General features: G+C 69.1%; 26 protein-coding genes and 1 pseudogene. 12 read left to right on the forward strand and 15 right to left on the reverse strand.

Annotated elements, in window-relative coordinates:
- Positions 1–6 precede the first annotated feature (6 nt).
- The gene (locus G6N10_RS19015; RefSeq protein ID WP_085100965.1) at positions 7–828 is read right to left on the reverse strand and encodes a class I SAM-dependent methyltransferase; all 822 of its coding nucleotides are present in this window, start codon (positions 826–828) and stop codon (positions 7–9) included.
- A gap of 108 nt (positions 829–936) precedes the next feature.
- Here G6N10_RS19015 and G6N10_RS19020 point away from each other — a divergent pair, with 108 nt between their 5' ends.
- Entirely contained in the window at positions 937–1,380 is a 444-nt protein-coding gene (locus G6N10_RS19020) for a PPOX class F420-dependent oxidoreductase (RefSeq protein WP_085100968.1), read from the forward strand.
- Positions 1,381–1,383: 3 nt separating this feature from the next.
- On the opposite strand, the gene G6N10_RS19025 is transcribed toward G6N10_RS19020, so the two are convergent.
- The 3 genes from G6N10_RS19025 to G6N10_RS19035 form a co-directional block, all read right to left on the reverse strand.
- Positions 1,384–1,557, reverse strand: a complete 174-nt coding sequence (locus tag G6N10_RS19025) for a DUF5302 domain-containing protein (protein ID WP_234810707.1) — start codon at positions 1,555–1,557, stop codon at positions 1,384–1,386.
- Positions 1,544–2,875, reverse strand: a complete 1,332-nt coding sequence (locus G6N10_RS19030) for an acyltransferase family protein (RefSeq protein WP_085100971.1) — start codon at positions 2,873–2,875, stop codon at positions 1,544–1,546. The genes G6N10_RS19025 and G6N10_RS19030 overlap by 14 nt, the downstream gene beginning before the upstream one ends.
- A 75-nt stretch (positions 2,876–2,950) precedes the next feature.
- A complete protein-coding gene (locus tag G6N10_RS19035) occupies positions 2,951–3,529 on the reverse strand; it encodes an HhH-GPD-type base excision DNA repair protein (protein ID WP_085100974.1) in 579 nt (192 codons plus the stop codon).
- Between the two features lie 114 nt (positions 3,530–3,643).
- Here G6N10_RS19035 and G6N10_RS19040 point away from each other — a divergent pair, with 114 nt between their 5' ends.
- Positions 3,644–3,940 carry a DUF732 domain-containing protein gene (locus G6N10_RS19040; protein ID WP_085100977.1) on the forward strand — a complete coding sequence of 99 codons (297 nt, stop codon included), beginning with the start codon at positions 3,644–3,646 and terminating at the stop codon, positions 3,938–3,940.
- A 34-nt stretch (positions 3,941–3,974) separates the two neighbouring features.
- Here G6N10_RS19040 and G6N10_RS19045 read toward each other — a convergent pair whose 3' ends face one another.
- Complete coding sequence (locus G6N10_RS19045) at positions 3,975–4,784, reverse strand: class I SAM-dependent methyltransferase (RefSeq protein ID WP_085100980.1); 810 nt, start codon at positions 4,782–4,784, stop codon at positions 3,975–3,977.
- Positions 4,785–5,079: 295 nt separating this feature from the next.
- Positions 5,080–5,964: an endonuclease domain-containing protein gene (locus G6N10_RS19050; protein ID WP_085100983.1), complete on the reverse strand. Its 885-nt coding sequence runs from the start codon at positions 5,962–5,964 to the stop codon at positions 5,080–5,082.
- Between the two features lie 552 nt (positions 5,965–6,516).
- Here G6N10_RS19050 and G6N10_RS19055 point away from each other — a divergent pair.
- From G6N10_RS19055 to G6N10_RS19065, 3 genes are all read left to right on the forward strand, one after another.
- Positions 6,517–7,203: a hypothetical protein gene (locus tag G6N10_RS19055; protein ID WP_085100986.1), complete on the forward strand. Its 687-nt coding sequence runs from the start codon at positions 6,517–6,519 to the stop codon at positions 7,201–7,203.
- Positions 7,204–7,252: 49 nt separating this feature from the next.
- Entirely contained in the window at positions 7,253–8,254 is a 1,002-nt protein-coding gene (locus G6N10_RS19060; protein ID WP_163742595.1) for an Rv1157c family protein, read from the forward strand.
- A gap of 100 nt (positions 8,255–8,354) precedes the next feature.
- Positions 8,355–9,599, forward strand: coding sequence for a mannosyltransferase (locus tag G6N10_RS19065; RefSeq protein ID WP_085100016.1), 1,245 nt, complete (start codon positions 8,355–8,357; stop codon positions 9,597–9,599).
- On the opposite strand, the gene G6N10_RS19070 is transcribed toward G6N10_RS19065, so the two are convergent.
- A complete protein-coding gene (locus G6N10_RS19070; RefSeq protein ID WP_085100013.1) occupies positions 9,553–9,846 on the reverse strand; it encodes a 4a-hydroxytetrahydrobiopterin dehydratase in 294 nt (97 codons plus the stop codon). The genes G6N10_RS19065 and G6N10_RS19070 overlap by 47 nt on opposite strands.
- Before the next feature lie 26 nt (positions 9,847–9,872).
- On the opposite strand from G6N10_RS19070, the gene G6N10_RS19075 reads away from it, so the two are divergent.
- Positions 9,873–10,250: an NUDIX domain-containing protein gene (locus tag G6N10_RS19075; RefSeq protein WP_085100010.1), complete on the forward strand. Its 378-nt coding sequence runs from the start codon at positions 9,873–9,875 to the stop codon at positions 10,248–10,250.
- Positions 10,251–10,306: 56 nt separating this feature from the next.
- Here G6N10_RS19075 and G6N10_RS19080 read toward each other — a convergent pair whose 3' ends face one another.
- Positions 10,307–11,191: a hypothetical protein gene (locus tag G6N10_RS19080; RefSeq protein WP_133055187.1), complete on the reverse strand. Its 885-nt coding sequence runs from the start codon at positions 11,189–11,191 to the stop codon at positions 10,307–10,309.
- Positions 11,192–11,556: 365 nt separating this feature from the next.
- Here G6N10_RS19080 and G6N10_RS19085 point away from each other — a divergent pair, with 365 nt between their 5' ends.
- Positions 11,557–12,291, forward strand: coding sequence for a hypothetical protein (locus G6N10_RS19085; protein WP_085100004.1), 735 nt, complete (start codon positions 11,557–11,559; stop codon positions 12,289–12,291).
- Between the two features lie 27 nt (positions 12,292–12,318).
- Here the strand turns inward: G6N10_RS19085 and G6N10_RS19090 are convergent, their stop codons facing one another.
- The 3 genes from G6N10_RS19090 to G6N10_RS20085 all read right to left on the reverse strand — a co-directional run bounded on the left by G6N10_RS19090 (position 12,319) and on the right by G6N10_RS20085 (position 14,649).
- Positions 12,319–12,585, reverse strand: a complete 267-nt coding sequence (locus G6N10_RS19090; protein ID WP_085100001.1) for a hypothetical protein — start codon at positions 12,583–12,585, stop codon at positions 12,319–12,321.
- A 55-nt stretch (positions 12,586–12,640) separates the two neighbouring features.
- The gene (locus G6N10_RS19095) at positions 12,641–14,386 is read right to left on the reverse strand and encodes a BCCT family transporter (RefSeq protein WP_085099998.1); all 1,746 of its coding nucleotides are present in this window, start codon (positions 14,384–14,386) and stop codon (positions 12,641–12,643) included.
- 95 nt (positions 14,387–14,481) lie between these two features.
- On the reverse strand, positions 14,482–14,649 hold the full coding sequence (locus G6N10_RS20085) for a hypothetical protein (RefSeq protein WP_165757684.1): 168 nt from the start codon (positions 14,647–14,649) through the stop codon (positions 14,482–14,484).
- Positions 14,650–14,701: 52 nt separating this feature from the next.
- Here G6N10_RS20085 and typA point away from each other — a divergent pair, with 52 nt between their 5' ends.
- The 3 genes from typA to G6N10_RS19110 all read left to right on the forward strand — a co-directional run bounded on the left by typA (position 14,702) and on the right by G6N10_RS19110 (position 17,473).
- Positions 14,702–16,603: a translational GTPase TypA gene (gene typA / locus G6N10_RS19100; protein ID WP_085099995.1), complete on the forward strand. Its 1,902-nt coding sequence runs from the start codon at positions 14,702–14,704 to the stop codon at positions 16,601–16,603.
- Positions 16,604–16,889: 286 nt separating this feature from the next.
- Positions 16,890–17,087: an antitoxin Phd gene (locus G6N10_RS19105; protein WP_085099992.1), complete on the forward strand. Its 198-nt coding sequence runs from the start codon at positions 16,890–16,892 to the stop codon at positions 17,085–17,087.
- Entirely contained in the window at positions 17,084–17,473 is a 390-nt protein-coding gene (locus G6N10_RS19110; protein ID WP_085099989.1) for a type II toxin-antitoxin system death-on-curing family toxin, read from the forward strand. The genes G6N10_RS19105 and G6N10_RS19110 overlap by 4 nt, the downstream gene beginning before the upstream one ends.
- Before the next feature lie 37 nt (positions 17,474–17,510).
- On the opposite strand, the gene G6N10_RS19115 is transcribed toward G6N10_RS19110, so the two are convergent.
- Together G6N10_RS19115 and G6N10_RS20145 are read right to left on the reverse strand one after the other, a co-directional pair.
- A complete protein-coding gene (locus tag G6N10_RS19115; RefSeq protein ID WP_163742598.1) occupies positions 17,511–17,741 on the reverse strand; it encodes a hypothetical protein in 231 nt (76 codons plus the stop codon).
- 499 nt (positions 17,742–18,240) lie between these two features.
- Positions 18,241–18,660 carry a hypothetical protein gene (locus G6N10_RS20145; protein ID WP_179962856.1) on the reverse strand — a complete coding sequence of 140 codons (420 nt, stop codon included), beginning with the start codon at positions 18,658–18,660 and terminating at the stop codon, positions 18,241–18,243.
- A gap of 794 nt (positions 18,661–19,454) precedes the next feature.
- Between G6N10_RS20145 and G6N10_RS19125 the strand changes: the two genes are divergently transcribed.
- On the forward strand, positions 19,455–21,329 hold the full coding sequence (locus G6N10_RS19125; protein WP_085100019.1) for an ABC transporter family substrate-binding protein: 1,875 nt from the start codon (positions 19,455–19,457) through the stop codon (positions 21,327–21,329).
- A gap of 164 nt (positions 21,330–21,493) precedes the next feature.
- A pseudogene (locus G6N10_RS19130) lies at positions 21,494–22,896 on the forward strand (IS1380 family transposase).
- A 249-nt stretch (positions 22,897–23,145) separates the two neighbouring features.
- Here the strand turns inward: G6N10_RS19130 and G6N10_RS19135 are convergent.
- Together G6N10_RS19135 and G6N10_RS19140 are read right to left on the reverse strand one after the other, a co-directional pair.
- A complete protein-coding gene (locus G6N10_RS19135) occupies positions 23,146–23,964 on the reverse strand; it encodes a hypothetical protein (RefSeq protein WP_085092506.1) in 819 nt (272 codons plus the stop codon).
- Between the two features lie 517 nt (positions 23,965–24,481).
- Complete coding sequence (locus G6N10_RS19140; protein WP_085092505.1) at positions 24,482–24,901, reverse strand: cupin domain-containing protein; 420 nt, start codon at positions 24,899–24,901, stop codon at positions 24,482–24,484.
- Positions 24,902–25,074 lie beyond the last annotated feature (173 nt).

Below are 25,074 nucleotides of genomic sequence, written 5' to 3' on the forward strand. Positions count from 1 at the left end.
CGAAAATCAGCCGAAGTCCAGCTGGAGGGTGAACCCGCGTAGCGGATCGAGCGCGCGGTGCGTCCGGGTGAGCGCCACCATCAGCTTCATCAGCGAGGTCCGGCCGGTGGTCAGCGGGATCTCCCGCACGGTTCGGACGCCGTCGATCTCGGCCAGCGCGGCGGCCTCGGTGGGCGTCATCGCGAACGGCATCTTGGGCACCGTGTAGCGCCGCGAGGTCTTCAGCCAGCCGCGGTTGGCCAGCCCGGTGAACCAGCCCGGCGCCAGGTCGAACATCATCGCGCCGCCGGGAAAACGCTTGGCGCACTCGGTGATCAGGCCCAGTGACTCCTCCGGCTGCAGGTACATCAGCAGGCCCTCGGCGGTGATGAACACCCCGTCGTCCGGGTCGACCCGGTCCATCCAGCTGTAGTCCAGCGCCGACTGCGCCAGCAGTTCCATCCGCGCGGACTCGGGCAGCAGCCGTCGGCGCAGGTCGACGACCGGCGGCAGGTCCACCGTCAACCAGCGGAAGTCGGCCTCCGGGATGGCCGCATTCAGCCGCCAGAAGCTGGTCTGCAGCCCCTCGGCCAGCGCCACCACGGTGGCCCGCGGGTGCCGCGACAGGTACTCGCGGGTTTGCCGGTCGAAGGTGTTGGCCCGGATCGCCATGTCCTGGCGGGTGCCGCCGAATTTGCTGAAGTCGTAGTCGATGCTCTCGACGAGGCGCAGTGCGACCGGGTCGTCGATCAACCCGTCGGGCCGGCGCGCCTCGTTGGCGCGGGAGTACAGGGTCAGCAGTGCGGTCTCGGAAACGCCGGTCAGTTCGGCCTTGGCCTTGGCAGTCATCGCCCTCGACCCTACCGGCCGCGGCCCCCGCCGCGCCGTGCGCAGGTTAGGTGCGCGGGGGTCGTCGTATCGGCCTGCCGGTGGCCGCCGGTCAGTACGCTGGCCACCATGACCCGCGACGTGTTCGACGACAAGCTCCTGGCCGTGATCAGTGGGAATTCGCTGGGCGTGCTGGCCACGGTCAAACGCGACGGCCGGCCGCAGCTGTCGAACGTGTCCTATCACTTCGACCCGCCGTCGCTGACCATCTCGGTGTCGGTGACCGAACCCCGGGCCAAGACCCGCAACCTGCGCCGCGACCCGCGGGCCTCGATCCTGGTGGCCGCCGACGACGGCTGGGCGTATGCGGTGGCCGAGGGCGACGCGGTGCTCTCGGCGCCCGCCGCGGACCCGCACGACGAGACCGTCGAGGGCCTGATCGGGCTGTACCGCAGCATCTCCGGTGAGCACCCGGATTGGGACGAGTACCGCGAGGCGATGGTCACTGACCGGCGGGTGCTGCTGACCCTGCCGATCACCCACCTGTACGGAATGCCGCCGGGTCGGCGGTAGCCGCTACCCGCTCTTGCGGCGGAAGTTGCGCTTGCTCTCCATCGGACCGTGCGACTTGGACTGACCGGCGCCGCCGTCGCGGTGCGCGGTGCCCGAGTTGGCCTTGTCGTTCTTGCGGTCCAGCGCCTCGCGGAATTTGCGGTGCGAGTCCGGCTCGGGCATCTCATGCTTGGACATAGCGCACCCTATCGCGGTCGGCGCCCACCGCGGGGGAGGCGGGCCGGGCCAGCAGCCGCGCACCGATCAGCGCGGCCAGCATGACGGCCATGCAGTACAGCCCGTCGTCCTTGAGACCCCACTTCACCGACGCCAGCGTTGCCGCCCCGGCGATGCACAGCAGGATCCCGACGGCGGCGCTGCGCGGGCCCGGGCCGGCGACCACGCCGCCGTCCCAGCCGGGCAGCGGATTGTTCTCCAGCGGCCGCAGCGCCACGAACAGCACCGCCACCACGGCCAGCATCAGCGAGATCTGCAGCAGGCTGACCGCCAGCAGGTTCGGCTCCTCGGGATGCCGCGGCATGCCCAGGTAGGCGAAGCCCAGGTGCATCAGCAGCAGCACCGGCATGTGCCACAGGTACATCGTCATCGCGCCGGAGTTGCCGATCGCCGCCGCCTGCCAGACCCGGGGCCGCTGCGCCCACCGGTTGATCGCCGGCGCGGCGGCAATCGCGAAGGCGCACATGGCGATCGCGTGCCCGGCCATCAGCAGCGACGGCGGGGTCATGTTCGGCAGCCGCATGCCCTCGATACCGACCAGGCTCAGCTCGTAGGGGCCGAACCGCAGCAGCGCCAGATCCACCGCCAGCAGCACCGTGCCCAGGGCCAGCGCCCGCCGGCCGTCGAGCAGGCCGCGCCGGTAGGCCACCCCGAACATGCCGGGGATCAGCCAGACCGTCATGTTGAGGTAGCCGAGCAGTGCGGTGCCGGTGGTGTGCAGCCGGATGACGTCGACGGCCATGATGCCCAGGTAGATCACCGCGACGCCGATCCCCAGCCGGGTCAGGCTGGTGATCTTGTGCAGCAGCGGGATGGCGGCCAGCACCATCACGTAGGCGCCGAGGAACCACAGCAGCTGGGTGGAGACCCCGGCGATCGGCTGGTAGACCCGGGGCGGCAGCAGCGGATGCAGCACCGCCAGGCAGACCGCCCAGAACGCCAGGTAGTAGAACACCGGGCGGAACAGTCGGGTGCAGCGCTTGAGCAGGAAGCCGCCCCAGCTGTCCCCGGGCGACCAGGACGACACGCTGGCGGCGGCGCCGGCGAAGAAGAACAGCGGCATGATCTGCAGCACCCAGGTCAGGGCCTGGAACACCACCGAGGTGGTCAGCAGGTTGTCCCAGACGAAGACGTCGTCGACGATCCGGCTGGTGGCCATCACGGTGTGGCCGAGTACCACCCCGACCAGCGACACGATGCGGATGACGTCGATCGCGCGGTCCCGGTCGGGCGGGGTGGCCGCGGCGATCTCGGCGGGGCTGGGAAACAGTTTGGGCATGTCAGGAAACCTATGGCGGGTCCGGCTAGGTAGAAGCCCCTAGTTTCCCGGGACTCAGCATTTGGCGTTTCCCGGTCAGCCCTTGGCGGCCTTGGCGGCGGCCTTCATCTGCTTCTTGTGCGCCCGCACCTTGTCCAGCGAGCCCGGGTCGCGGACGTCGGCGATCGACCGGAAGGCGTCCGGGTCGCCGTAGTCGCCGGCGGCCTCCCGCCAGCCCGGGGCGGTCAGGCCGCGCTGTTTGCCCAGCAGTGCCAGGAAGATCCTGGCCTTCTGGTCGCCGAAGCCGGGCAGCGCTTTGAGCCGCTTGAGCACGGTGGCGCCGTCGGGGTCCCCGGCGGTCCAGATCGCGGCGGCGTCGCCGTCGTAGTCGTCGACGATCACCCGGCACAGCGTCTGCACCCGGGTGGCCATCGACCCGGGGAACCGGTGCACCGCCGGGGTCTGGGCGAACATCTCGGCGAACGCGGTCGGTTCGGCGTCGGCGATCCGGGCCGCGTCGAGCCCACCCATCCGGTCCTGCAGTTTCTTCGGGCCGGCGAACGCGACCTCCATCGGTATTTGTTGATCCAGCATCATCCCGATCAGCAGCGCCAGCGGATCGGCGTCCAGCAGGGCGTCGGCGGCCGGGTCCTGGACCAGTTGCAGTTTCGCCATACCGCCAGTCTAGGGCGGGTCGGGGCGAGCGGGCCGGGGCCACTGCGGGATTTCGGCCCCGGTGTCGGTGGCGTGTGCGACGGTAACTATGAGCAACGACAGGGGGATGCGGATATGAGGCGAGTGATGGTGGCGCTGGGGGCGGCGCTGGCGGCCGCGGTGCTGTTGGCCGGCGCGGCCAATGCGATACCGGACCAGGGCACGCCGGAGTTCGACGCCTACCAGCAGGGGCTGATCAAGAATGGCTTCCACCTGAATCCGGACACCGCGTGGCGGGTGGCGCACCAGGCGTGCGTCGGGGGCATCCCCGGCTACATCGGGCTGGAGCTGGCGGCGCAGGGCGTGGTCGGCCCCGGCTCGCAGAACCGGCTCTATGACGTGGCCCGGAAATACGCCTGCCCGGTCCAATAAAGCGGACCGGGCAGGGCGTTGCGGGCTTGCGGGGTTAGCGCGGCTTGCGGGCGATGATGGCGATGGCGGCCATGTGGTCGCCGTGCTTGCGGAACGTGGAGCGCATGCCGAGCACCCGGGCCCGGGCGTCGCGGTCGCGCAGCACGTTGCTGACGAACTTCAGGGTGCGCAGCGGGCCCTCGTCGGTGATGATGCGACGCGGCTCCAGCAGCGCCATCGAGGCGAAGGACACGTCGTCGATGTCGAAACCGGCCTGCTCCAGCAGCTCGCGCCACTCCGCGGTGGCCAGCGGCCGGGCGTTGACCTTGATCGAGCGGGCCAGCGCCTGACGGACCTCGGTCTTGACCTCGTCGGGCACCGTGTCGGGGGTCAGTGCCAGCTCGTGGATGGCGTACCGGCCGCCGGGGCGCAGCACCCGGAACGCCTCGGCGACGATCTGCGCCTTGTGCGCATCGGTCTGCATGGTGAGCATCGCCTCGCCGACGACCACGTCCGCGGAGGAGTCGGGCAGGGTGGTCTCGTCGGCGTCGCCGACGATCACGGTGCCCTTGGAGCCGACGGCGGAGCGGGCGAGGGTGGCGGCGTCCTGGTCGGCCTCGACGCCGACGTAGCTGGCCGGGCGGTCCTCCAGGATCTGCTTGGCGGTGCGGCCCAGGCCGGGGGCGAGCTCGACGACGTCGGATCCGGCCAGCCCGGCGGCGGCGAGCATCCGGGTGGTCATCTCGCGGCCGCCGGGCCGCAGTACCCGCTTGCCGAGGCGCGCGAGCAGCCAGTGCCCGGGCAGGTGCGCCGCGTCGCGGCCGGCCATCGGCATGCCGGCATCGGTGCTGTTGTTCGACGTCATGGTGACACCCCTTCGGTTGTTAAGCTGAGGCTACCCTTTGCATAAAAGGGGGTGTCGGTTGGGGCGGGTTCTGTGCTGGGGCTCGCGGTCCCGTTTTGCCGCGAGCGCGCAACTGTGCACAGGACACGCCGATGGGGCTGTACCAGGGTGAGCGCTGGGCCTGCCACTCTGCCGCGAGCGCTCAGCTGTGTACGGGAAACGCCGATGGGGCTGTACAAGAGTGAGAGCTGACGCCCGGGGAGGCTGGGGCGGCGCGCGGGGGCAGGGCCGGGGCAAGTGAAGGGGTGGGGCCGGTTCAGGCCGCGGCACCGAGCAGTTGCTGGCGGAGCCGCCGCAGCATCGTTTCGGGGTGACGGCGGACGTCGTCGGCGACGATCTGCATCACTCGCCAGCCCAATTCCGTTAGGGCAGCGAGCTTTTGCCGGTCGTGGGTGAGCTGCTCATGGGTGCGGTGCCAGTCGAAGCCGTCGTACTCCAGCACCAGCCGAAACGCCGGCCAGGCGAAGTCGACCCGCCATCGCCGACCGTCGCGGTCGATGATCACGTACTGCAGTTCGGGCATCGGGATGGCGCCGTCGATCATCGCCAGCCGTGACTCGCTTTCCATCGGCGACTCGGCCTCGGCGCGGGCCAGCGCGATGAGGTCGCGCACCACCACGATGCCGCGTCGCCGAGCCTGCTTCTTCGCGGCAAGCAGAAGCTGGTCGCGGTTGCAGGTCCCGGTGTGCAGGGCGGCGTCGAGGGTGGCCAGTGCTCGCGGCCGACGCAGACCGCGGGCCACCTCAATGGCGGTCCACGCGGGGTCGGTGAGGGTGCGGCCGCCGACGGTCACCAGCGGGGCGCCGTCCCGGCGGTGCACGACGAGCCCCTTCTCGGGGCGCAGCAGGTGCTTCGCCGGGTTGAGCACGTGCAGGTCGGTGACCGATTCGGTGTCGAAGCCGAACATCGCCGCCGCGGTGCCCAGGCAGGCCGCGACGGGCACGCCGCAGCGCAGGTCCAGGCCGGACAGCAGGACCTGATCGTTGGGTTTGCCGCGGCTGTAAATCGACGGCCAGACCCGGACGAGGTCGCCGCCGCGGATCAGCCGCTGCATGGTCCGGCGGGGGAGTAGGTCGAGGAGTTGCGGGCTGCTCGCCACACCGTCCTGCTTGGCGAAGAGCGCTTCGATTTCGGGTGTCATGCGGCCGATCGTCGTCGTGACGACGCCCCGGCGGTATTCACCTTGGGGCTTGCCTGTGCATAACTCCGTGCGCGGGCCGTGCTGCGGGTTGCTTGTTAGCCGCTGCCGTGGTGAGCGCGCACCCTTGTGCACGACACGCCGGTGCGGGTGTGCAGGAGTGAGCGCTGGCGCGGGGGTGGTGCCGGGCCGGGACGGGGGCGCGCCTGGGTACGCCGCGCCGCCGCGGCGAGCGCGCACCCTGTGTACGCGACACGCCGGTGCGGGTGTGCAGGAGTGAGCGCTGGCGCCGGCCCGCTGTGGTCACCGCGCAACCAGGGACACGACACGCCGATGGCGCTGTACACCAGTGAGCGCTCGCGGGAAATGGCGGCACACCAGCGGGTTCTCGCGGGAAAAGGGGGGCGCCGAAAAGGTGCCCGGCGGCCCGCTTCGTAACCGTCGTCACTCGCTTCGGTCACGGTCACGTAAATGCCACTCGTGTCACTTGAGTCCCTTCAGTAACGCCGTAGTTTTTGCCGGGAACCGCCATAAACCACGGATTTGGAGCAACCGATGTCACGAACCACCTCCCTGTTCGCCGGGTCCGCCTTGTTGGCGGGCGTGTCGGCCGCCCTGCTGACCGGCGGGATTGCCAGCGCCGATCCGGCCCCGGCCCCCGCGCCGGCCATTCCGGACATGTCCGCCGTCCCGGGCGCCGCGATGTTCCAGCAGTTCCTGGATCCGGCGAAGGCCCCGCAGTTGCTGCAGGCCGCCGCGCAGACCATGACCGGTGGCGCCCCGGCCGCCACCGCCCCGGTGCAGCAGCCCGTGCAGGCCCCGCTGCTGAACGTGCCCGGCGTGACCGCCCCGGCGGCGACGGCCCCGGTGCAGCCCGTGCAGGCGCCGCTGCTGAACGTGCCGGGCGTGACCGCTCCGGCCGCCACCACCCCGGGTGTGCCCGCCCAGGCGCCGACCACCCCGGCCGGCAGCCTGCTGCCCTCGGCCGACATCACCATGCCGCAGGTTCCGGGCATGCCGGTGCCGCTGCCGCAGTCGATCAAGGTGCCCGGTGACCTCGGCTCGCTGGTGCCGGTCGCCAACCAGGTCACCGCGCCGGCCACCGCCCCGATCGCCGGCGTCACCGCCCCGATCACCGGTGCCGCCGCGCCGATCGCGGGCGTCGTCGCCCCGGCGGCGGTTCCGACCGTGCCGGGCACTCCCGGGGTCGGCTCGCTGAGCCTGATCTCCGGTCTTCCGTGATCGGCGGATAGCTAAAAACCTTCCACCCCAACAGGATTGGATCAGACCGATGTCACGGACCAGGAACCTGCTCGCAACGACGACCCTCGCGCTCGGCTCGTCGGCGATGCTCGTCACCGCCGGTGTCGCACACGCCGACCCGGCGCCGCTGCCGATCAGCAGCGAGCAGGCTCCTGGCCTGCCGGCCATCCAGAACCTCAGCCCGATCATCCAGCAGGCCGCCGCCGATCCCGGTGGCGCGGTCTCGCTGCTGATGGCCGCGGCGCAGGCGTTCGCCGCCAACAAGGACGCCCCGGATGACGCCAAGAACATGGCGAACGCGGTGAATCAGTTCGCCGCCGACCCGGTGCAGCCGGTGGCGCACCTGACCGGACCCGCCGCGGCGCCGGGTCTGCCGGAGCAGGCACCGCACATCGTGCCCGCCGGCGTGGTGCCCGGCACCGAGAGTCACCTGCCCCCGGGCATCGACCCGGCGAACGCCGCAGGCCCGGCCCCGGAGGCCGAACCGCTGGCAGCCCCGGCCCCCGCACCCGAAGCCGCGCCCGCCCCCGAAGCCGCCCCCGCCCCCGCCCCCGCGCCCGACGCCCCGGCTCCCGCGGCCGCCCCGGCCCCGGCCCCCGTCCCCGCCGGCTTCGCCCCGGACACCCCGCCGACCCAGGACTTCATGTACCCGTCGATCGGCAACGGCTGCCTGGCCGACGGCGGCAACTCGCTGGCGACCGCGCTCGCGGTGGCCGGTCCGGCCAAGATCCCGACGCCGGGCCCCGGCCCGGGCCAGACCGCCTACGTGTTCACCGCCGTGGGCACCTCGGCGCCGGCCGAGGTGCAGAAGCTCCCGCTGAACGTCACCTGGGTGAACCTGACCACCGGCAAGTCCGGCACCGCGACGCTCAAGCCGAACCCGGGCATCAACCCCGCGGGCCCGACCACCATGACCGCCATCGTCGACACCGGCTCCGGCAGCATCATGTCGACGATCTTCGGCCAGGTCACCACCGTCGACAAGCAGTGCCAGTTCATGCCGACCATCGGCTCGGCGGTGGTGCCGTAACCTCGGCCGCCGACTGTGCTCGTCCCGGTACGCACCTCCCCCGTCACGCGTACCGGGACGAGCCTTCGCGGTTATCGGGGGCGACCGATACGCTCGGGCGATCGACACACCAAGCCCCGCCAAGACCGCGTCCACCACGATCATCGCGACCGTGCTGCAGTTGGCGCCGCTGCTGCTGGCCCTGAGCGTCATCGCCCGGCTGGCCTGGACCTACCTGCTGCCCAACGGCGCGAACTTCGTCGACCTGCACGTTTACCTCGGCGGCGCGGGGGCGCTGAACACCCCCGGCACCCTCTACGACTACGTCTACGCCGACCAGACGCCGGACTTCCCGCTGCCGTTCACCTATCCGCCGTTCGCGGCGGTGATCTTCTATCCGCTGACCCTGCTGCCGTTCGGCGTCGTCGCGCTGGGCTGGACCCTGGGCATCATGGCCGGCCTGTACGGCTTGGTGTGGCTGAGCCAGCGCATCCTGGGGGTGGACGGCGGGCACCGCAGCGCGATGGCGTTCACCGCCGTCGGGATCTGGACCGAGCCGCTGCGCTCCACCTTCGACTACGGCCAGATCAACGTGCTGATGGTGCTGCTGGTGCTGGCGGCGGTGTACTGCACCCGGGACTGGCTGGCGGGCTTGGCGGTCGGGGTGGCGGCCGGGATCAAGCTCACCCCGGCGATCGCCGTCCTCTATCTGCTGGGCGTCAAACGCTGGCGCGCCGCACTGTGGGCCATCCTGGCGCTGGCCGGCACCGTCGCGCTGTCGATCGCGGTGATCGGCCAGCAGGCCCGCCACTACTTCACCGACCTGCTTGGCGACGCCGGACGGGTCGGCCCGATCGGTACGTCGTTCAACCAGTCCTGGCGCGGCGCGCTGTCCCGGATCCTCGGCCACGACGCCGGCTACACCGCGCCGGTGCTGATCGCCGTCGCGGCGACCGCGGTGCTGGCCTGGCTGGCCTGGCGGGCGCTGGCCAGCGACGCGGGGGAGCCGGATCGGCTCGGCCTGGTCCTGGTGGTGGCGCTGCTGGGGCTGCTGGTCTCGCCGATCTCCTGGACCCACCACTGGGTGTGGCTGATCCCGCTGCTGGTGTGGCTGCTGCAGGGCCCGTACCGCTATCTCGGCGAGGCCCGCGCGCTCGGCGCCGGCTGGCTGGTGCTGATCCTGATCGGCGTGCCGTGGCTGCTGAGTTTCGCCCAGCCGAGCATCTGGGAGACCGGCCGGCCCTGGTATCTGGCCTGGGCCGGGCTGATCTACCCGGCGGCGACGGTCGTGACGCTGGGCTGGATCGCCGCGCTGCGGCTCAGGTTTCCGGGCGGGAAACGATCCTGTCAATATCGCGCGCCATAGCGACGTCCTTGTCGGTGATCCCGCCGGCGGAATGGGTCACCAGCGCGAAAGTGACGGTGCGCCAGCGGATGTCGATGTCGGGGTGATGGTCGGCGGCCTCGGCGTGGACGGCGACGCGGCGCACCGCGTCGATGCCGTCCAGGAACGAGCCGAAGGTGATGGCCCGGCGGATCGCGCCGTCCTGGCGCGCCCAGCCGTCCAGGGAACTCACCGCGGTGTCCACCTGCTCATTGGTCAATACGGTCATCCTTCGACGGTATACCGTTTGCGACCATGATCGTGGTGGCCGGAGCGCTGATTGTCGACGGCGCGCTGCTGGTTGCCCAGCGCCGCCACCCGCCGGAGCTGGCAGGGCGCTGGGAGCTGCCCGGCGGCAAGGTCGACGACGGCGAGACCGACGCCGCGGCGCTGGCCCGCGAACTCGCCGAGGAGCTCGGCATCACGGTGCGGGTGGGGGAGCGGATCGGCGCGGATGTCGCGCTGGGCCCGGATGCGACGCTGCGGGCCTACCGGGTCGACTGGGTTGCTGGCACCGTGCATCCGCATGATCACCGGGCGCTGCGCTGGGTGAGCGCCGCCGAGTTGGCGGGGTTGGATTGGGTGCCGGCGGACACCGCGTGGTTACCGGAGTTGGCGGCGGCGTTGGGGTAGCGAAAAGGTGGTCCCCCCGCGGGTGCGGGGGGACCACCTTTTTCAGCTACGTCCGGTCAGTTGTCCAGCGCCTTGCGGACTTCCTTGCGGACCTTGTCGCCCGTCTCGCGCACAGTGTCGCGAACCTTGTCGACGGCCTTACGGACCGGCTTGACGACGTTCTTCTGCACGGACTTGCCAGCATCACTCTTGTTGAGCTGGGTATCGACCGCGGTCCGCAGGTTGGTGCGGTTGGTATCGACGGTGTTCCGAATCGCACCCAGGCTGCCACCCAGGGCGCCGCTGGCATCGGCCCCGACCAGCTGCTTGCGCAGGTCCTTCGGGTTGTCCTTGAATGCCTTGGTCAGGGCGCCCTTCAGGTCATTGTCTTCGAGAGCCCTGGTGACGCTGCGGACGCGCTCGGCGGCGCCGAGGCTTCCGCGCAGAGCCTCGGTCTTGAGGGCGCTCGTCAGGTTCTGGTTGCCGCGGATCTGTTGTGCAATGACCTTCGCGCCGGCATCGTCGATGTTGTCGGCCACGGTCTTGACAGCTGGAGCCCAGGCTCCGGGGGAATAATAGTCGTTGCTCAGGTTGGAGGGGTTTGGAACTAGCCCGCCGCTGCCAAAGATGTCGGAGTGCTGCAACGCCGCGGTCAGCATCAGCGGCATGGCGGCCAGAGTGGTCAGCGGCTCGTTCTTCAACCCGACCTCGAGGCCGGGGCCGATCGAAGCGGCGTAGGTGGCCAACGCTACGCCGGCCATCGTGGCCCGGCCGTTTGCCCCGTTCCACAGGGTCTCCAGGTTGTCGGCCAGGTCGAAGTCGCCCGCGGTCAGCACGATCTGGTGCGAGGCGACCGGCGCGGCGGCCAGCTCCGGCTGGGTGGCCGGGGTCAGGGCGGTCAGGGCCACCGCACCGGCACCGGCGGCCGCCACCCCTGCGGCCATCAACGAACGAGTCTTCACATCTCCCCCTCTGGGATTTGGTGATGCCCGGCACCCTCTGCGCCGGACTCCGCCGACCGTAACTGAGAAGACGCTGAGTTGAAGCTGGGAGCGACTGTCAGTTTTTGGTTTTCTTGCGCCCTCAAGTGCTTTTCATTGTGTTCGCAACTTGTTATGACACGGATCACAATGTGTGACCTGGGCATTTGATCGGCGGCGCGGAAATTCGGAGGCTGGTGGACGTGTGGAAATTCGAAAGAGATTCGCCACGGGTTACTCGCTGGTAATTGTTGTGTCGGCCCAAAACGTGCCTGTAACAGCAGTTATGGTGCGGGAAATGGTGAACCTTTGCGATCTCGCGGACGGCTTGCCGTTATGCTGCGCCGATGGCTGATAACCATGACGAAAAGGACGAAATCGTCGACGATCTCGATGTCGGCGCCGAAGAGGGGGGCGGGATTGGCGAGGGAGAGTCGTCGTCGCGCACATCCCGACACGCACGTAAGGGGGAGAATGAAACTGAGGTCAAGCTGAGTAAAGGCAGCGACTCTCAGGACGAGGTTGAGGACGACGGCGAGGCCGAGCCGGAGCCGGAGCCGGAGCCCGAACTGGAGCCCGAGGACCGGCCGGCCGCCGCGCCCAGGGGCAAGGCCGCAATCTGGCTGGCCGCGCTGGCGCTGGTGGTTGCCCTCGGCGCACTGGCCGCGGCGCTGTGGCCGATGTTCCAGACCGAGGACGAGGACGTCGAGGTCGCCGTCGTCTACACCGACGAGGAGGTCGGCGCGGCCAAGGCCAACACCTGCCGGGCGTTCGAGATGGCCCGGATGGCCATCGCGGTGCGCAGCGGCGCCAACCCGGGGGAGAACCCGGAGCCCGCGCTGGCCGAGGTGGTGGCGGCCAACGCCCGCAGCGCCTTCGCCGCCACCGGCCCGTACCTGCTGAACAACATCGGCGTGGCCACCCCGGACGCGCTGGCCGAGGCCGTCACCAACTTCGCCGATCAGGCCGACGAGGTCGGGCTGGCGGCGCTGGCCGGCCTGGGCACCGACGATCCGGCGCTGGCCGGCCCGCTGGGGCAGGTCACCGAACTGGAAGCCAAGATATCCGAAATGTGTAAGTAGTCCGGGGGGTTCAGCCGCCCGGCCCGCTCAGTAGTGCAGCGGGTCGGGCCGCACCCGGATCGGTGCCGCGCGGTGCGCCATCGCGTAGAACGGGTGCAACGCCATCGGATGCCGACAGTGCACACACTCGGCCGGGGGCTCCTCGTGCGTCGATCCGGTCAGGTGGTGACATCGGGTGCAGTGCACCATGTGAAACCCGCCGAACCAGTTCAGCAGCCCGAGGTAGATCCCGGCGACGGCGACCAAACCCACCACCACCATGACGGCGATATTGAACATCTCGTAGACGGTCATCAGACACCTCCAACGGATGCCCTCAACGGTACGCCGACCGTGCGCCGGGAACCGGCTATTCGGCAGACCGTCCGTGCAGCGGATCGACCGGTTCGGCGATGATCAGCTCCCCGGTGTCCGGGGAGATCTCGTAGTCGCCGGGGGCCACGTGGCGGACCTGCACCAGGCCGGCCAGCGTCGCCGACGCATCGCGCAGGGAGTGCTCGCCGGCCGGGATGTCTTCGGGTGTGGAGACGTGCAGCAGCCGCGGCCGGGTGGCCAGTTCGTAGTGGAACGCCCGGATCATCGCCACGCACGCCAGCACCATGATCACCGAGAACGGCACCGCGGTGGCGATCGATGCGGTCTGCAGGGCGGTCAGCGACCCGGCCCCGCCGACGATCAGCAGCACCGCCGCGGCGACGCCCTCCATGATCGACCAGTACACCCGGGTGGCCTTCGGCGGATCCAGGTCTCCGCCCGAGGACAGGATGTCGATCACCAGCGACCCGGAGTCCGACGAGGTGACGAAGAAGAACCCGATCACGACGATCGCGAGCACGCTGGAGATCGTCGCCAGCGGAAGCCCGCCGAGCAGCTGGAACAGTGAGGTGTCGGTGTCGACGGCCCCGTCGACCAGCATGTCGCCGTCGTTGCGCTGGCGCAGGATTGCCGAGTCGCCGAACACCGTGAACCACAGCGAGCCGATCACCGTCGGCACCAGCAGCACCCCGGCGACGAACTCGCGCACGGTGCGCCCGCGGGAGATCCGGGCGATGAACATGCCGACGAACGGCGCCCAGCTGATCCACCAGCCCCAGTAGAAGATCGTCCAATTGCCCAGCCACTCGCCGTTGGTGAACGGCCCGGTGCGCAGCATCAACTCGGGCAGCGAGGTGACGTAGTTGCCGAGGTTCTGCACCCAGGCCTGCAGCAGAAACAACGTCGGCCCGGCCAGGGCGACGAACCCGGCCAACAGCCCGGCCAGCACCATGTTGATGTTCGACAGCCACTTCAGGCCCCGGCTCACGCCGCTGACCACCGACAGCGTCGCGAACCCGGTGATCGCGGCGATCAGCGCCACGGTCCACCAGTTGTTGACGGTGATCCAGCCCAGATACTGCAGGCCGGCGGCGATCTGGGTGATGCCGAAGCCCAGCGAGGTGGCCACCCCGAACAGGGTGCCGACGACCGCGATGACGTCGACGGCATGCCCGATCGCCCCCTCCACGCGCCGCGTGCCAAGCAGTGGTTCCAGCAGCCACCGGATCGACAGCGGCCGGCCGCGCCGATACGTCATGTAGGCCATGCCCAGGCCGACGACGACGTAGATGGCCCAGGCGTGCAGACCCCAATGGAACACCGTCAGCGCCATCGCCTGATTGGCCGCGGCGTCGGTACCGGCCTCCACGCCGAGGGACGCCGGCGGCCGCACGTAGTGCGAAAGTGGCTCCGCCACACCGTAGAAGACCAGGCCGATGCCCATTCCGGCGCTGAACAGCATGGCCAGCCAGGCCAGGAAGCCGAACTCCGGGCGCTCATTGTCGGCGCCGAGGCGGATGGTCCCCACCCGCGATGCCCCGCAGTAGATCGCGAAGATCACGAAGCCCGTCGCGACCAGGATGTACCACCAGCCCACCCAGTCGGTGATGACGGTGTTGAGCCGGCCGAATGCGTCGGCCGCGGTGGTGGCGTACACGACGGCGAAGCCGACCAGGGCGACGATGATCAGGGAGGCGGGGACGAAGACCGCGGGCTTGACGCTGCTCCAGGCGGTCGGTTTGGCGGGCTCGGTGGGGCTGGGCTCGGTGCGCGCGCTCACGAGTCCTCCTCGTGTTCGTCATCGTTTCGTGTGCCAGGTCGATCCTGGTGAAAAATTCGGTGTGCGATCGACGATGACCATAGCCCGCGCGGGGCTCAGCGTTGCCGTGCTTGCTTGAACACCTTTTCCAGATCCTTGCCGCAGACCCCCGCGTCGCAGGCTTTCTTGACTTTGCTGACGACGATCGGGCAGCACTTGCAGCGCGTCTTTGACTTGCAGCACTTCTTCTTCGGCTTGAGCTTGGCGACTTTGCTGGGTTTCACCGGACGACTGTCTCGTTTTCGTGATCGGGGGGCTGCGCTGCGACAATGAATCGTGACTACTGCCCCCAACTTTAGAAACGTCGCGATCGTCGCCCACGTCGACCACGGCAAAACCACCCTGGTGGACGCCATGCTGCGGCAGTCCGGCGCGCTGGCCGGCCGGGGTGATGTGCAGGAACGCGTGATGGATTCCGGTGACCTGGAACGCGAAAAGGGCATCACCATCCTGGCCAAGAACACCGCCGTGCACCGGCATCACGCCGACGGCACGGTGACCGTCATCAACGTGATCGACACCCCCGGGCACGCCGACTTCGGCGGCGAGGTGGAGCGCGGCCTGTCCATGGTCGACGGGGTGGTGCTGCTGGTCGACGCGTCCGAGGGCCCGCTGCCGCAGACCCGGTTCGTGCTGCGCAAGGCGCTGGCCGCGCACCTGCCGGTGATCCTGGTGGTCAACAAGACCGACCGGCCCGACGCCCGGATCGCCGAGGTCGTCGAGGAGAGCCACGACCTGCTGCTCGACGTGGCCTCCGATCTGGACGAGGAGGCCCAGGCCGCCGCGGAGAAGGCGCTGGATCTGCCGACGCTGTACGCCTCCGGGCGCGCCGGGATCGCCTCGACCACGCAGCCGGAGAACGGGCAGAACCCCGACGGGGAGAACCTCGACCCGCTGTTCGACGTTCTGCTGCAACACATTCCGGCGCCCTCCGGTGATGTCAAGGCGCCGCTGCAGGCGCTGGTCACCAACCTCGACGCGTCGGCGTTCCTGGGCCGGCTGGCGCTGATCCGGATCTGCAACGGCAAGATCCGCAAGGGCCAGCAGGTGGCCTGGATGCGTGAGGTCGACGGCCTGCCGGTCATCACCAACGCCAAGATCACCGAGCTGCTGAGCACCGTCGGGGTGGAGCGCACCCCGGCCGAGGAGGCCGTGGCCGGCGACATTGTCGCGGTGGCGGGCCTGCCGGAGATCATGATCGGCGACACCCTGGCCGATCCGGAGAACTCCCATGCGCTGCCCCGGATCACCGTCGACGAGCCGGCCATCTCGGTGACCGTCGGCACCAACTCCTCGCCGCTGGCGGGCAAGGTGTCCGGGCACAAGCTGACCGCCCGGATGGTGAAGAGCCGGCTGGATTCGGAGCTGGTGGGCAACGTGTCGATCCGGGTGGTCGACATCGGCCGCCCGGATGCCTGGGAGGTGCAGGGCCGCGGGGAGCTGGCGCTGGCGATCCTGGTCGAGCAGATGCGCCGGGAGGGCTTCGAGCTGACCGTCGGCAAGCCCCAGGTGGTCACCCGCACCGTCGACGGCAAGCTGCACGAGCCGTACGAGGAGCTGACCATTGACTGCCCGGAGGAGTTCGTCGGTTCGATCACCCAGCTGATGGCCGCGCGCAAGGGCCGGATGGAGCAGATGACCAACCACGCCGCGGGCTGGGTGCGGATGGACTTCGTGGTGCCCAGCCGCGGGCTGATCGGCTTCCGCACCGAGTTCATGACGCTGACCCGCGGCACCGGCATCGCCAACGCGGTGTTCGAGGGCTACCGGCCGTGGGCCGGGGAGATCCGGGCCCGGCACACCGGGTCGCTGGTGTCCGACCGCACCGGCAGCATCACGCCGTTCGCGATGATCCAGCTCGCCGACCGCGGTCAGTTCTTCGTCGAGCCGGGTCAGGACACCTATGAGGGCCAGGTGGTCGGGATCAACCCGCGCGCCGAGGACCTCGACATCAACATCACCCGGGAGAAGAAGCTCACCAACATGCGGTCCTCGACCGCCGATGTGATCGAGACGCTGGCCAAGCCGCTGGAGCTCGACCTGGAGCAGGCGATGGAGTTCTGCGCCGGCGACGAGTGCGTGGAGGTCACCCCGGAGATCGTGCGGGTGCGCAAGGTGGAGCTGGTGGCCAGCCTGCGGGCGCGGGCCAAGGCGCGGGCCAAGCAGAGCGGGAAGTAGGAGCTTCCGGGCCCCGTCGGGGGCCACGGAACCTTGGCGTTTCAGTCGCGGGGCGTGGGCCCGTCGGCGCTCGAGCCGACGGCCCAGGACGTCGGGGCTTGCTTCGAGCTGGGCCGCGAGCGTATGAGTCACATCCGTCCCAGAGGCCTCGGGATTGGAAGTGATGTCGCCGTTGCCCGCCTTGGAGCGACGGTTTCTCGGGGGTAGCGACTGCGTCTCACGCTGAGCGACGGCGGGCGATGTGCCTAGCACTGCAATTGGTACCAGATTCGGTACCATGAATTGCATGCCCTCGCTGAACATCTCCTTCACCGACGACGAACTCGCGGCCGTCCGTGCTGCCGCCGGGGAGGTCGATGTGTCGTTGCGGACTTTTGCGCACGACGCGGTGGTCGCCGCAGCGAGCCGGCACAAGCAGGCGGTGGCTGACGCGGCGCGTCTGGTGGCGGAGCGTTCGGCGGAGCTGAACCGACGGCTGGCATGACCGTTTTTCTCGATCGCGAGGATGTTCTTACGGCCGGGGCTTTCGCGGTCGGTCATGGGCCGGAGGTGGGTGACTACGGCCTGTTGGACGCCGCCGTCGCACGCCCGCAGGCCAGTGTCTTCGGTGTTGATGCGTACCCGGGGCGGTATGCCAAGGCGGCGGCGCTGCTGCAGTCGCTGGCCCGCAATCATGCGCTGGTCGATGGGAACAAGCGCACCGCATGGGCGGCGGCATGGACGTTCCTGCATATCAATGGCATCGAGTTGCGTCCGGATTTCGATGTCGACGCGGCCGAGGACCTGATGAACGATGTCGCCACCAACGGCGACCTGACGGTCGAGTTCATTGCCGAGCGGCTGGTTGGGTTCGGCGCCGACTGCGACTGAACGGTTGGCGCCCGCGGTCGGGTGGGGGGGGTGTGGTTCAGCGGTGGTTGCTGTGGTAGCGGTGCCGGGCGCTCCAGCTCTGGTTGGAGCGGGTCTGGTCTTTCTTGTCGGGGTGGACGGCGGGGCTGGAGATGGTGGTGGTGGCGATGCTCTCGGCGTGGGTGGCGGCGGGGGCGGCGTTGGCGCCGGTGGCCAGGCCGATGGCGATGAGGGCGGGGGCGGCGGCCAGGGTGGCGGTGGCGGCGATCCGGCGGGCGATGGTGGTCATTTGAATCTCCTTGTGTGGGTGGCTTTTTCGTTTTCTGGCCGGTCGTTTCCGGTGATGAATTAAGAATGCGGGATTGGGCGGTTGATGTCTGTCGGGTGACCGGGTGGTCTGCCGGTTGAATCGTGATTCCCCCGATCGGGGGACACCGGCGTGCTCGTTGGGTCCGGCGCCGGCACCGGCGGCGGCTGAACGGTTGGCCGGGGTTCCGGGGAGCGTCCGTCTGGTGCAGGCGGTGTCCGGCGGCCGAGGGTCGAGGGTCGAGGACTTGGGGCCGCTCGGTTGGGGCGGGGGCTTGGGGCCGCTCGGTCGGGGCGGGGGGCCGAGGACCGCGGGCTGGGGTCTGCTGTCCGCGGGTCGCGGAAACACCCGGGGATTCGGGGTTGGAAGCGATGTCGGCGATGCCCGCCTTGGAGCGACGGTTTCTCGGGGGTAGCGACTGCGTCTCACGCTGAGCGACGGCGGGCGCTTGGCGCCCGCCGTCGTGTGGGTGGTTTGTGGTTCAGCGGTGGTTGCTGTGGTAGCGGTGCCGGGCGCTCCAGCTCTGGTTGGAGCGGGTCTGGTCTTTCTTGTCGGGGTGGACGGCGGGGCTGGAGATGGTGGTGGTGGCGATGCTCTCGGCGTGGGTGGCGGCGGGGGCGGCGTTGGCGCCGGTGGCCAGGCCGATGGCGATCAGGGCGGGGGCGGCGGCCAGGGTGGCGGTGGCGGCGATCCGGCGGGCGATGGTGGTTATTTGAATCTCCTTGTGTGGGTGGCTTTTTCGTTTTCTGGCCGGTCGTTTCCGGTGATGAATTAAGAATGCGGGATTGGGCGGTTGATGTCTGTCGGGTGACCGGGTGGTCTGCCGGTTGAATCGTGATTCCCCCGATCGGGGGACGCCGGCGTGTTGGTGGGGGACATCGCGGCCGCCACAGGCGGGCATCGGAGTGGTGGTGGGGGCGGCGGGCCGGCACGGGCGGCGGGCATCGGAAGTCGCTCGGGGTGGGACGGTGTCGCTACGTCCGAGAAACCGTCGCTGGAAGGTGGGCACTCGCGACGGGTCTTCCGTTGCCGGGGCGGCTGGGACGGGTGTGACAGCCGGGCAGCGCGGCCGGATTCTGGCCTGGAGAGGGAATGGGGCTCAGTTCGGCGGGGAGTGGCCGCGACCAGGGCGCTCGCTCCGGTGGTGAGGGGCCGTGACCAGGGCGCCGGGTTGGGCAGGGGTGCGGCGGGGGAGAGCTCAAGTTGCTGCGCCCGGAGCGGGGGCGGCTGGCACGTCCCTGAAGGGAGATGGGCCAGGGTGCCGGGCCTGCGGGCCTGGAGAAGGGAGGTGGGCCAGGGCGCCGGGGCCCAGGCGACCCGCCCGCCCTGCGGCGAGCCGGGACAGGGCGGAGCGGGGCGGGACTGGCCGGGGCAATAAGGGACAGGACAGGACAGGACTGGCCGGGACGGGATGGGTCGGGTCGGGACAGGCAGGGGAAGGGCCGGGACAGGATGGGCCGGGCCGGGACAGGAGGGCCGGGACAAGACCGCCCGGGCCCGGGGCCCGCCACACCCTCGCCGCCCGGCCACGGACCCGAGGCGACATGCGCCGCGGACCCACCCCGCTCCCTTCTCCAGGCCTGACCAACCCGCCTGGAACCCGAGGTGAGATCGCTCCGGCCCCGCCCGGCTCGGCGGCCGATCGCAACGGGAATCGAACAAGGTGAGGGCGGCGACCGTCGGCCCGATACTCTGATAGCCGTGCCGATCGTCTCCCGCCGTGTGCTGAGCGCCGCGCTGGTGACGTCGCTGCTGCTGGGCGGGTGCACCGCGGACCCGCCGCCGGCCCCGCAGAGCACCGAGACGCCGTCGTCCACGCCGCCGCCAAAGCCCAAGACGCAGCAGATCATCATGGGTATCGACAACATCGGGCCGGGCTTCAACCCGCACCTGCTGTCGGACCAGTCGCCGGTCACCGCCGCGATCAGCGCCATGGTGCTGCCGAGCGCGTTCCGCCCGATCCCCGACGCCAAGACCCCCACCGGATCGCGCTGGGAGCGGGACCCGACGCTGCTGGTGTCCGCCGAGATCACCAGCGAGGACCCGTTCACCGTCACCTACCGGATCCGGCCCGAGGCGTCCTGGACCGACAACGCACCGATCGTCGCCGATGACTTCTGGTACCTGTGGCGCCAGATGGTCGGCCAGCCCGGCGTCGTCGACCCGGCCGGCTACGACCTGATCACCGGGGTGCAGTCGATCGACGGCGGCAAGACGGCGGTGGTGAGCTTCTCCCAGCCCTACCCGGCCTGGCGTGAACTCTTCTACAACCTGCTGCCCGCGCACATCGTCAAGGACATCCCCGGCGGATTCGCCGCGGGACTGGCCCGGGTGATGCCGGTGACCGGTGGTCAGTTCCGGGTGGAGAGCATCGACCCGCAGCGCGACGAGATCCTGCTGGCCCGCAACGATCGGTACTGGGGGCCCCCGGCGGTGCCGGACCTGATCCTGTTCCGCCGCGCCGGGGCGACCGCGGCGCTGGCCGACTCGATCCGCATCGCCGACACGCAGGTCGCCCAGGTGCACGGCGGGGCCGCGGCGTTCGCGCAACTCTCGGCGATCCCGGACGTGCGAACCAACCGGATCGTCACCCCCCGGGTGCTGCAGCTCGTGCTGCGCGGTCAGCAACCTCAGCTCGCAGATCCGTTGGTGCGTAAGGCCATTATGGGCCTGCTCGATGTCGGGCTGCTGGCCGCCGTCGGCGCCGGCAGCGACAACACCGTCACCCTGGCCCGGGCACAGGTCCGGGCACCCTCGGATCCCGGGTACGTGCCGACCGCGCCCGCGGCGATCGGACGCGAGGCCGCCCTGGAACTGCTGGAACAGGCCGGGTACACGGTGGCACCGGCCACCCAGGCGCCGGGCACCGCCCCCGCGCGCGGCTCGATCACCAAGGACGGCGAGGCGCTGACGATGGTGCTCGGCGCGGCGGCCAACGACCCGACGTCGGTGGCGGTGGCCAACACCGCGGCCGATCAGCTGCGCAACGCGGGCATCGAGGCGTCGGTCTCGGCGCTGGATCCCGTTGTGCTGTACCGGGATGCACTCGTCAACGGCAAGGTCGACGCGGTGGTCGGCTGGCACGCCGCCGGGGGAGACCTGGCCACCGTGCTGGCCTCGCGCTACGGCTGCCCGGCCCTGGAGGCCACCCCGGTGTCCACCTCGGGGGCCGCGCCCGCCCCGGCGCCGCGCAGCACCACCTCGGCGCCCCCGCGCCCGTCGGTCTCGGCCACCAGGCCCGCCCCGACCCCGGCCACCACGCCGCAGACCACCGCGCCGGCGCCCGCGCCGGACTCCGGGACGCTGGTGCAGGCCCCGTCGAACCTGACCGGCGTCTGCGACCGCGCGATTCAGCCGAATATCAATGCGGCCCTTGATGGTTCGCAGTCCATCGAAGCGGTGCTGGAGCTGGTGGAGCCGAAGCTGTGGGAACTGTCGACGGTGCTGCCGATCATTCAGGACACCACCATCGTGGCCGCCGGACCATCGGTACAGGGCGTCAGCCTGACCGGGGCGGTGCCGGTGGGGATCGTCGGGGACGCCGGCAAATGGGTGAAGGTGCCGCGGTAGGCAGACCTGTGCCTCCCTGCCGTCGGTTGCTGATGCTTGCTTAGCCTCGATCCACCGAAGAATTGACCGGGTGACCGGGTGTCGCAATAGGGAAAGTGCCCTCTGAGCTGCGATGATTGGAGTTACCACACCACAATCTGAACAGCCCAAGAAAGGCACTTCCGGTGCAAGTGTCCCACAGGTTCACCACGTCGTCGGCGGTCTTCGATGATGAGCATCTCGTGTCGTGCGCCGGGCTGGTGCCGGTGATGACCTTGGCTCAACAGAGCCGCCTTTCGGTGCTGTTGGAGCAGAAGGTTCGTTTCACCTGCGAGCGGATCAAATCTGGTGCGGCCAATCCGTCCCCGAAGCTGACCACCCTGATCGCCGGCATGTGTGCCGGCGCGGACAGCATCGATGACCTCGATATCGTGCGCTCGGGCGGGATGAAGACCCTCTTCGACGGCGTGTACGCATCATCGACGATCGGAACCCTGTTGCGGGAGTTCACCTTCGGGCACACCCGCCAACTCGAATCAGTGCTGCGCGAGCACCTGGCCGCGCTGTGCTCGCGCGTCGATCTGATCCCCGGCGCCGACGTGCGGGCCTTCGTCGACATCGACTCGCTACTGCGCCCGGTCTTTGGTCACGCCAAACAAGGGGCCTCGTATGGGCACACCAAGATCGCCGGGAAGCAGATCCTGCGCAAGGGCCTGTCGCCGTTGGTTGCCACGATCAGCACCGACAGCGGTGCGCCGGTGATCGCCGGTGCGCGGTTGCGGGCAGGCAAGACCAACTCCGGTAAGGGCGCAGCCCAGATGATCGCTCAGGCCGTGGCGACCGCACGTGCCGCTGGTGTTACCGGGCAGATTCTGGTGCGCGGCGACTCGGCGTACGGCAACAGCACCGTGGCGACTGCCTGCCGCCGCGCCGGAGCCCGATTCTCGCTGGTGCTGACCAAGTCAACCGCCGTGGCCGCGGCCATCGACTCCATCGATAACAACGCCTGGATTCCGGTCAACTACCCCGGCGCAGTGCGCGACCCCGACACCGGCGGATGGATCTCCGACGCCGAAGTCGCCGAAACCACCTACACCGCTTTCAGTTCCACCGATCACCCGGTCACTGCACGGTTGATCGTGCGCCGCGTCAAAGACGCCCGCTACCCAGACGCCCTGTTCCCGGTGTGGCGGTACCACCGTTCTTCACCGACACCGACGAACCGATCGATGCCGCCGACATCACCCACCGCCGCCACGCCATCATCGAAACCGTGTTCGCCGACCTCATCGACGGACCCCTGGCGCACATGCCTTCGGGGCGGTTCGGGGCCAACTCGGCTTGGATCCTGTGCGCCGCGATCGCCCACAATCTGTTGCGCGCGGCCGGTGTCCTGGCCGGCGCGACGAACGCCGTCGCGCGAGGATCCACACTGCGCCGCCGCATCGTCAACATTCCGGCCCGACTTGCCCGACCCCAACGGCGGCCGACACTGCACCTACCCAGCCACTGGCCTTGGGCATCAACGTGGACCACCCTGTGGCGCAACACCATCGGATACAGCCCACCAGCGGCAATCCCCACCTGACCACCCGCCGAAAGGCCCGACCGGAGCACACAGGAAAAGCTGGACAGACCAGCAGCTACACGCTGCCCACCACCCACAGCACCGCAAAAATCAATCCCCAGACACCTCAACCGGGTCGATCCACGGATCGAGGCTTAGGCCTTGCAATGGGTGCAGCACGTGATCGACGACGGCGTTGACAGACCGCTGTAGACAACGATCGCCGCAGCCTCCTCTCGGAAACTGCGGCGACCGTTTGCCGAAGCCAGGTTATGGAGCGTTGCGCGCCGTAGTCTGGCCGTTCTTGATGTCCTTCTTCACTCGGTCCAACCGGTCCTTGATGTTGGTCCCGATCTGCTTAACCGCGGCCACTGGCCCGTCATCCTTCAGGGCGCTGGTGACCTTGTTAATCCGATCCTTGGCGTGCGACAGGCTCTTCTCGGTCTTGGCCACACGCTTGTCGAAGGCCGCGTTGGCCGCAGTCCCAAGGCCATCGAGAGTGGCGCCGGGGTCGCTGAGAGCGGCCTTGATCTTGCCCGGTGCATCCGCAATGGGATTGAGCGCGAGCAGCTTGGCGGCTCCAAAGGCCTCGTTCTTGTCGTGCTCGGTCGCCCCGAGTGCGTCACGAAGCATCTCGGTGGGCTTCTGGCGGTCTGCCCATGCCTTGTTATGCAGGGATTGCGCGGTCTCGTCGCCCAGCAGGTTGTTCCTGTCGGCCAACACCAGGACCGGATCACTCACGTAGAGCGGTGTGTCGATGATGTTCTTGCCGATGTCGACCAGGCCGGCCTTGTCGCCGGTGACAATGTTCGCCGCGGTGGCGAACGGGATGAACGGGGCCTGAGCCAACTGCTCGACGACGCGCTTGAAACCAACCTCAACCAGCTTCTGGTCGCTGGTTTTGTTGGGGTCATTCAGATTGTTCCAACTCACATATTCCCAGGACGCCAGCGTGACGTCGGCTTCGACGGTCCGCGGCGCGGAGGCGTAGGGGGCTGCCAGAGTAGAAGCAGCGGGCGCGCCGACCATCAGGCCCGCCCCGACCAGCGCGATACCGGTGGTGACCAACGGATGTGCGGTGAATTTCATTACGACTTCCCCCTCGTGAAGTTCATTCAATGTGTTGCGTTCTGCAATTCCCTACGCTAGCTGATAAAAAGCTGAGATCGGCATTGGAGGCGCTTAGGTAATGGCGGTTATGGTCGGAGGCAATTACCGAACCCCCGCTGATTAGGGATTCTTGCGCCGATATTGCGATATTTTTGTCGCCGGTCTTGCCGCGCAGATGTCCGCCGGCGTCGGTGCGGGGCGCTGAGACTTAGGGGTGCCACCGGACCTTCTGGAGCTTCTCTCAGGGGCGGACGCTCCGCTGAGGATGTAGAAGGGGAACGTGCATGATGCACGGCTCAGCCGGTAGGGCTCCAGGTGCGGCCCAGTATGGCCAGGGTGAGTGTTTCGTGGTCTGGCGTGGCCCATGCGCCACCGCCCGTCGCTATCCCCGTCGCACGCCGCCGGCAAAAACGGGGGAGGGCGCCCCCGCTGCGGCCGGGTGCGTCCTCAACCCATGCGATATGAGGCGAACCCATGCGATATGGGGCGCTGAGTCTCAGACCAGGTCGGTCTCCTGCGGATCCTCGGTGGCGTCGGCGAAGGTCTCGTGCCGGGTGCCGTGCCTGTGCTCGGCGGGGCCGTAGAGCGAATAGAGCTTCAGGTCCTCATCGCCCACGTTGAGGATGTTGTGGTACTTGCCGGCCGGGATCAGCGCGATCCAGTCGTCGCCGACGGTCTCGTCGAAGCTGATGTCATCCTTGGCCGGGCCCATCACCACCCGGGCCTTGCCGGCCTCCACCCGGATGAACTGGTCATGGTCGTCGTGGATCTCGCCGCCGACCATGCCGCCGGGCGGGATGCTCATCACGGTGAGCTGCAGGTACTTGCCGGTCCACAGGGTGTCGCGGAACGCACCGTTGGCCAGGGTGGCGTCCTCGATGTTGGTCGCGAAAGGCTCGGGTCCCTTGTCGGTCATCGTGTCTCCTCATCGGCTCAGCGGGTAACAACTCCAAGCTAGCACCGAGCCGAATCGGCACGGGGCGTCGATCAGCACCGATCCCGCTGCCAAAAGTCACCGGCATTCCTGAGGAGAGTCTAAGCAGTGACAAATTGGCCGCGTAGACATGAAACCGCTGGTCATAAGCATGC

This window comes from Mycolicibacterium fallax (assembly GCF_010726955.1).
Taxonomy (GTDB): Bacteria; Actinomycetota; Actinomycetes; order Mycobacteriales; family Mycobacteriaceae; genus Mycobacterium; species Mycobacterium fallax.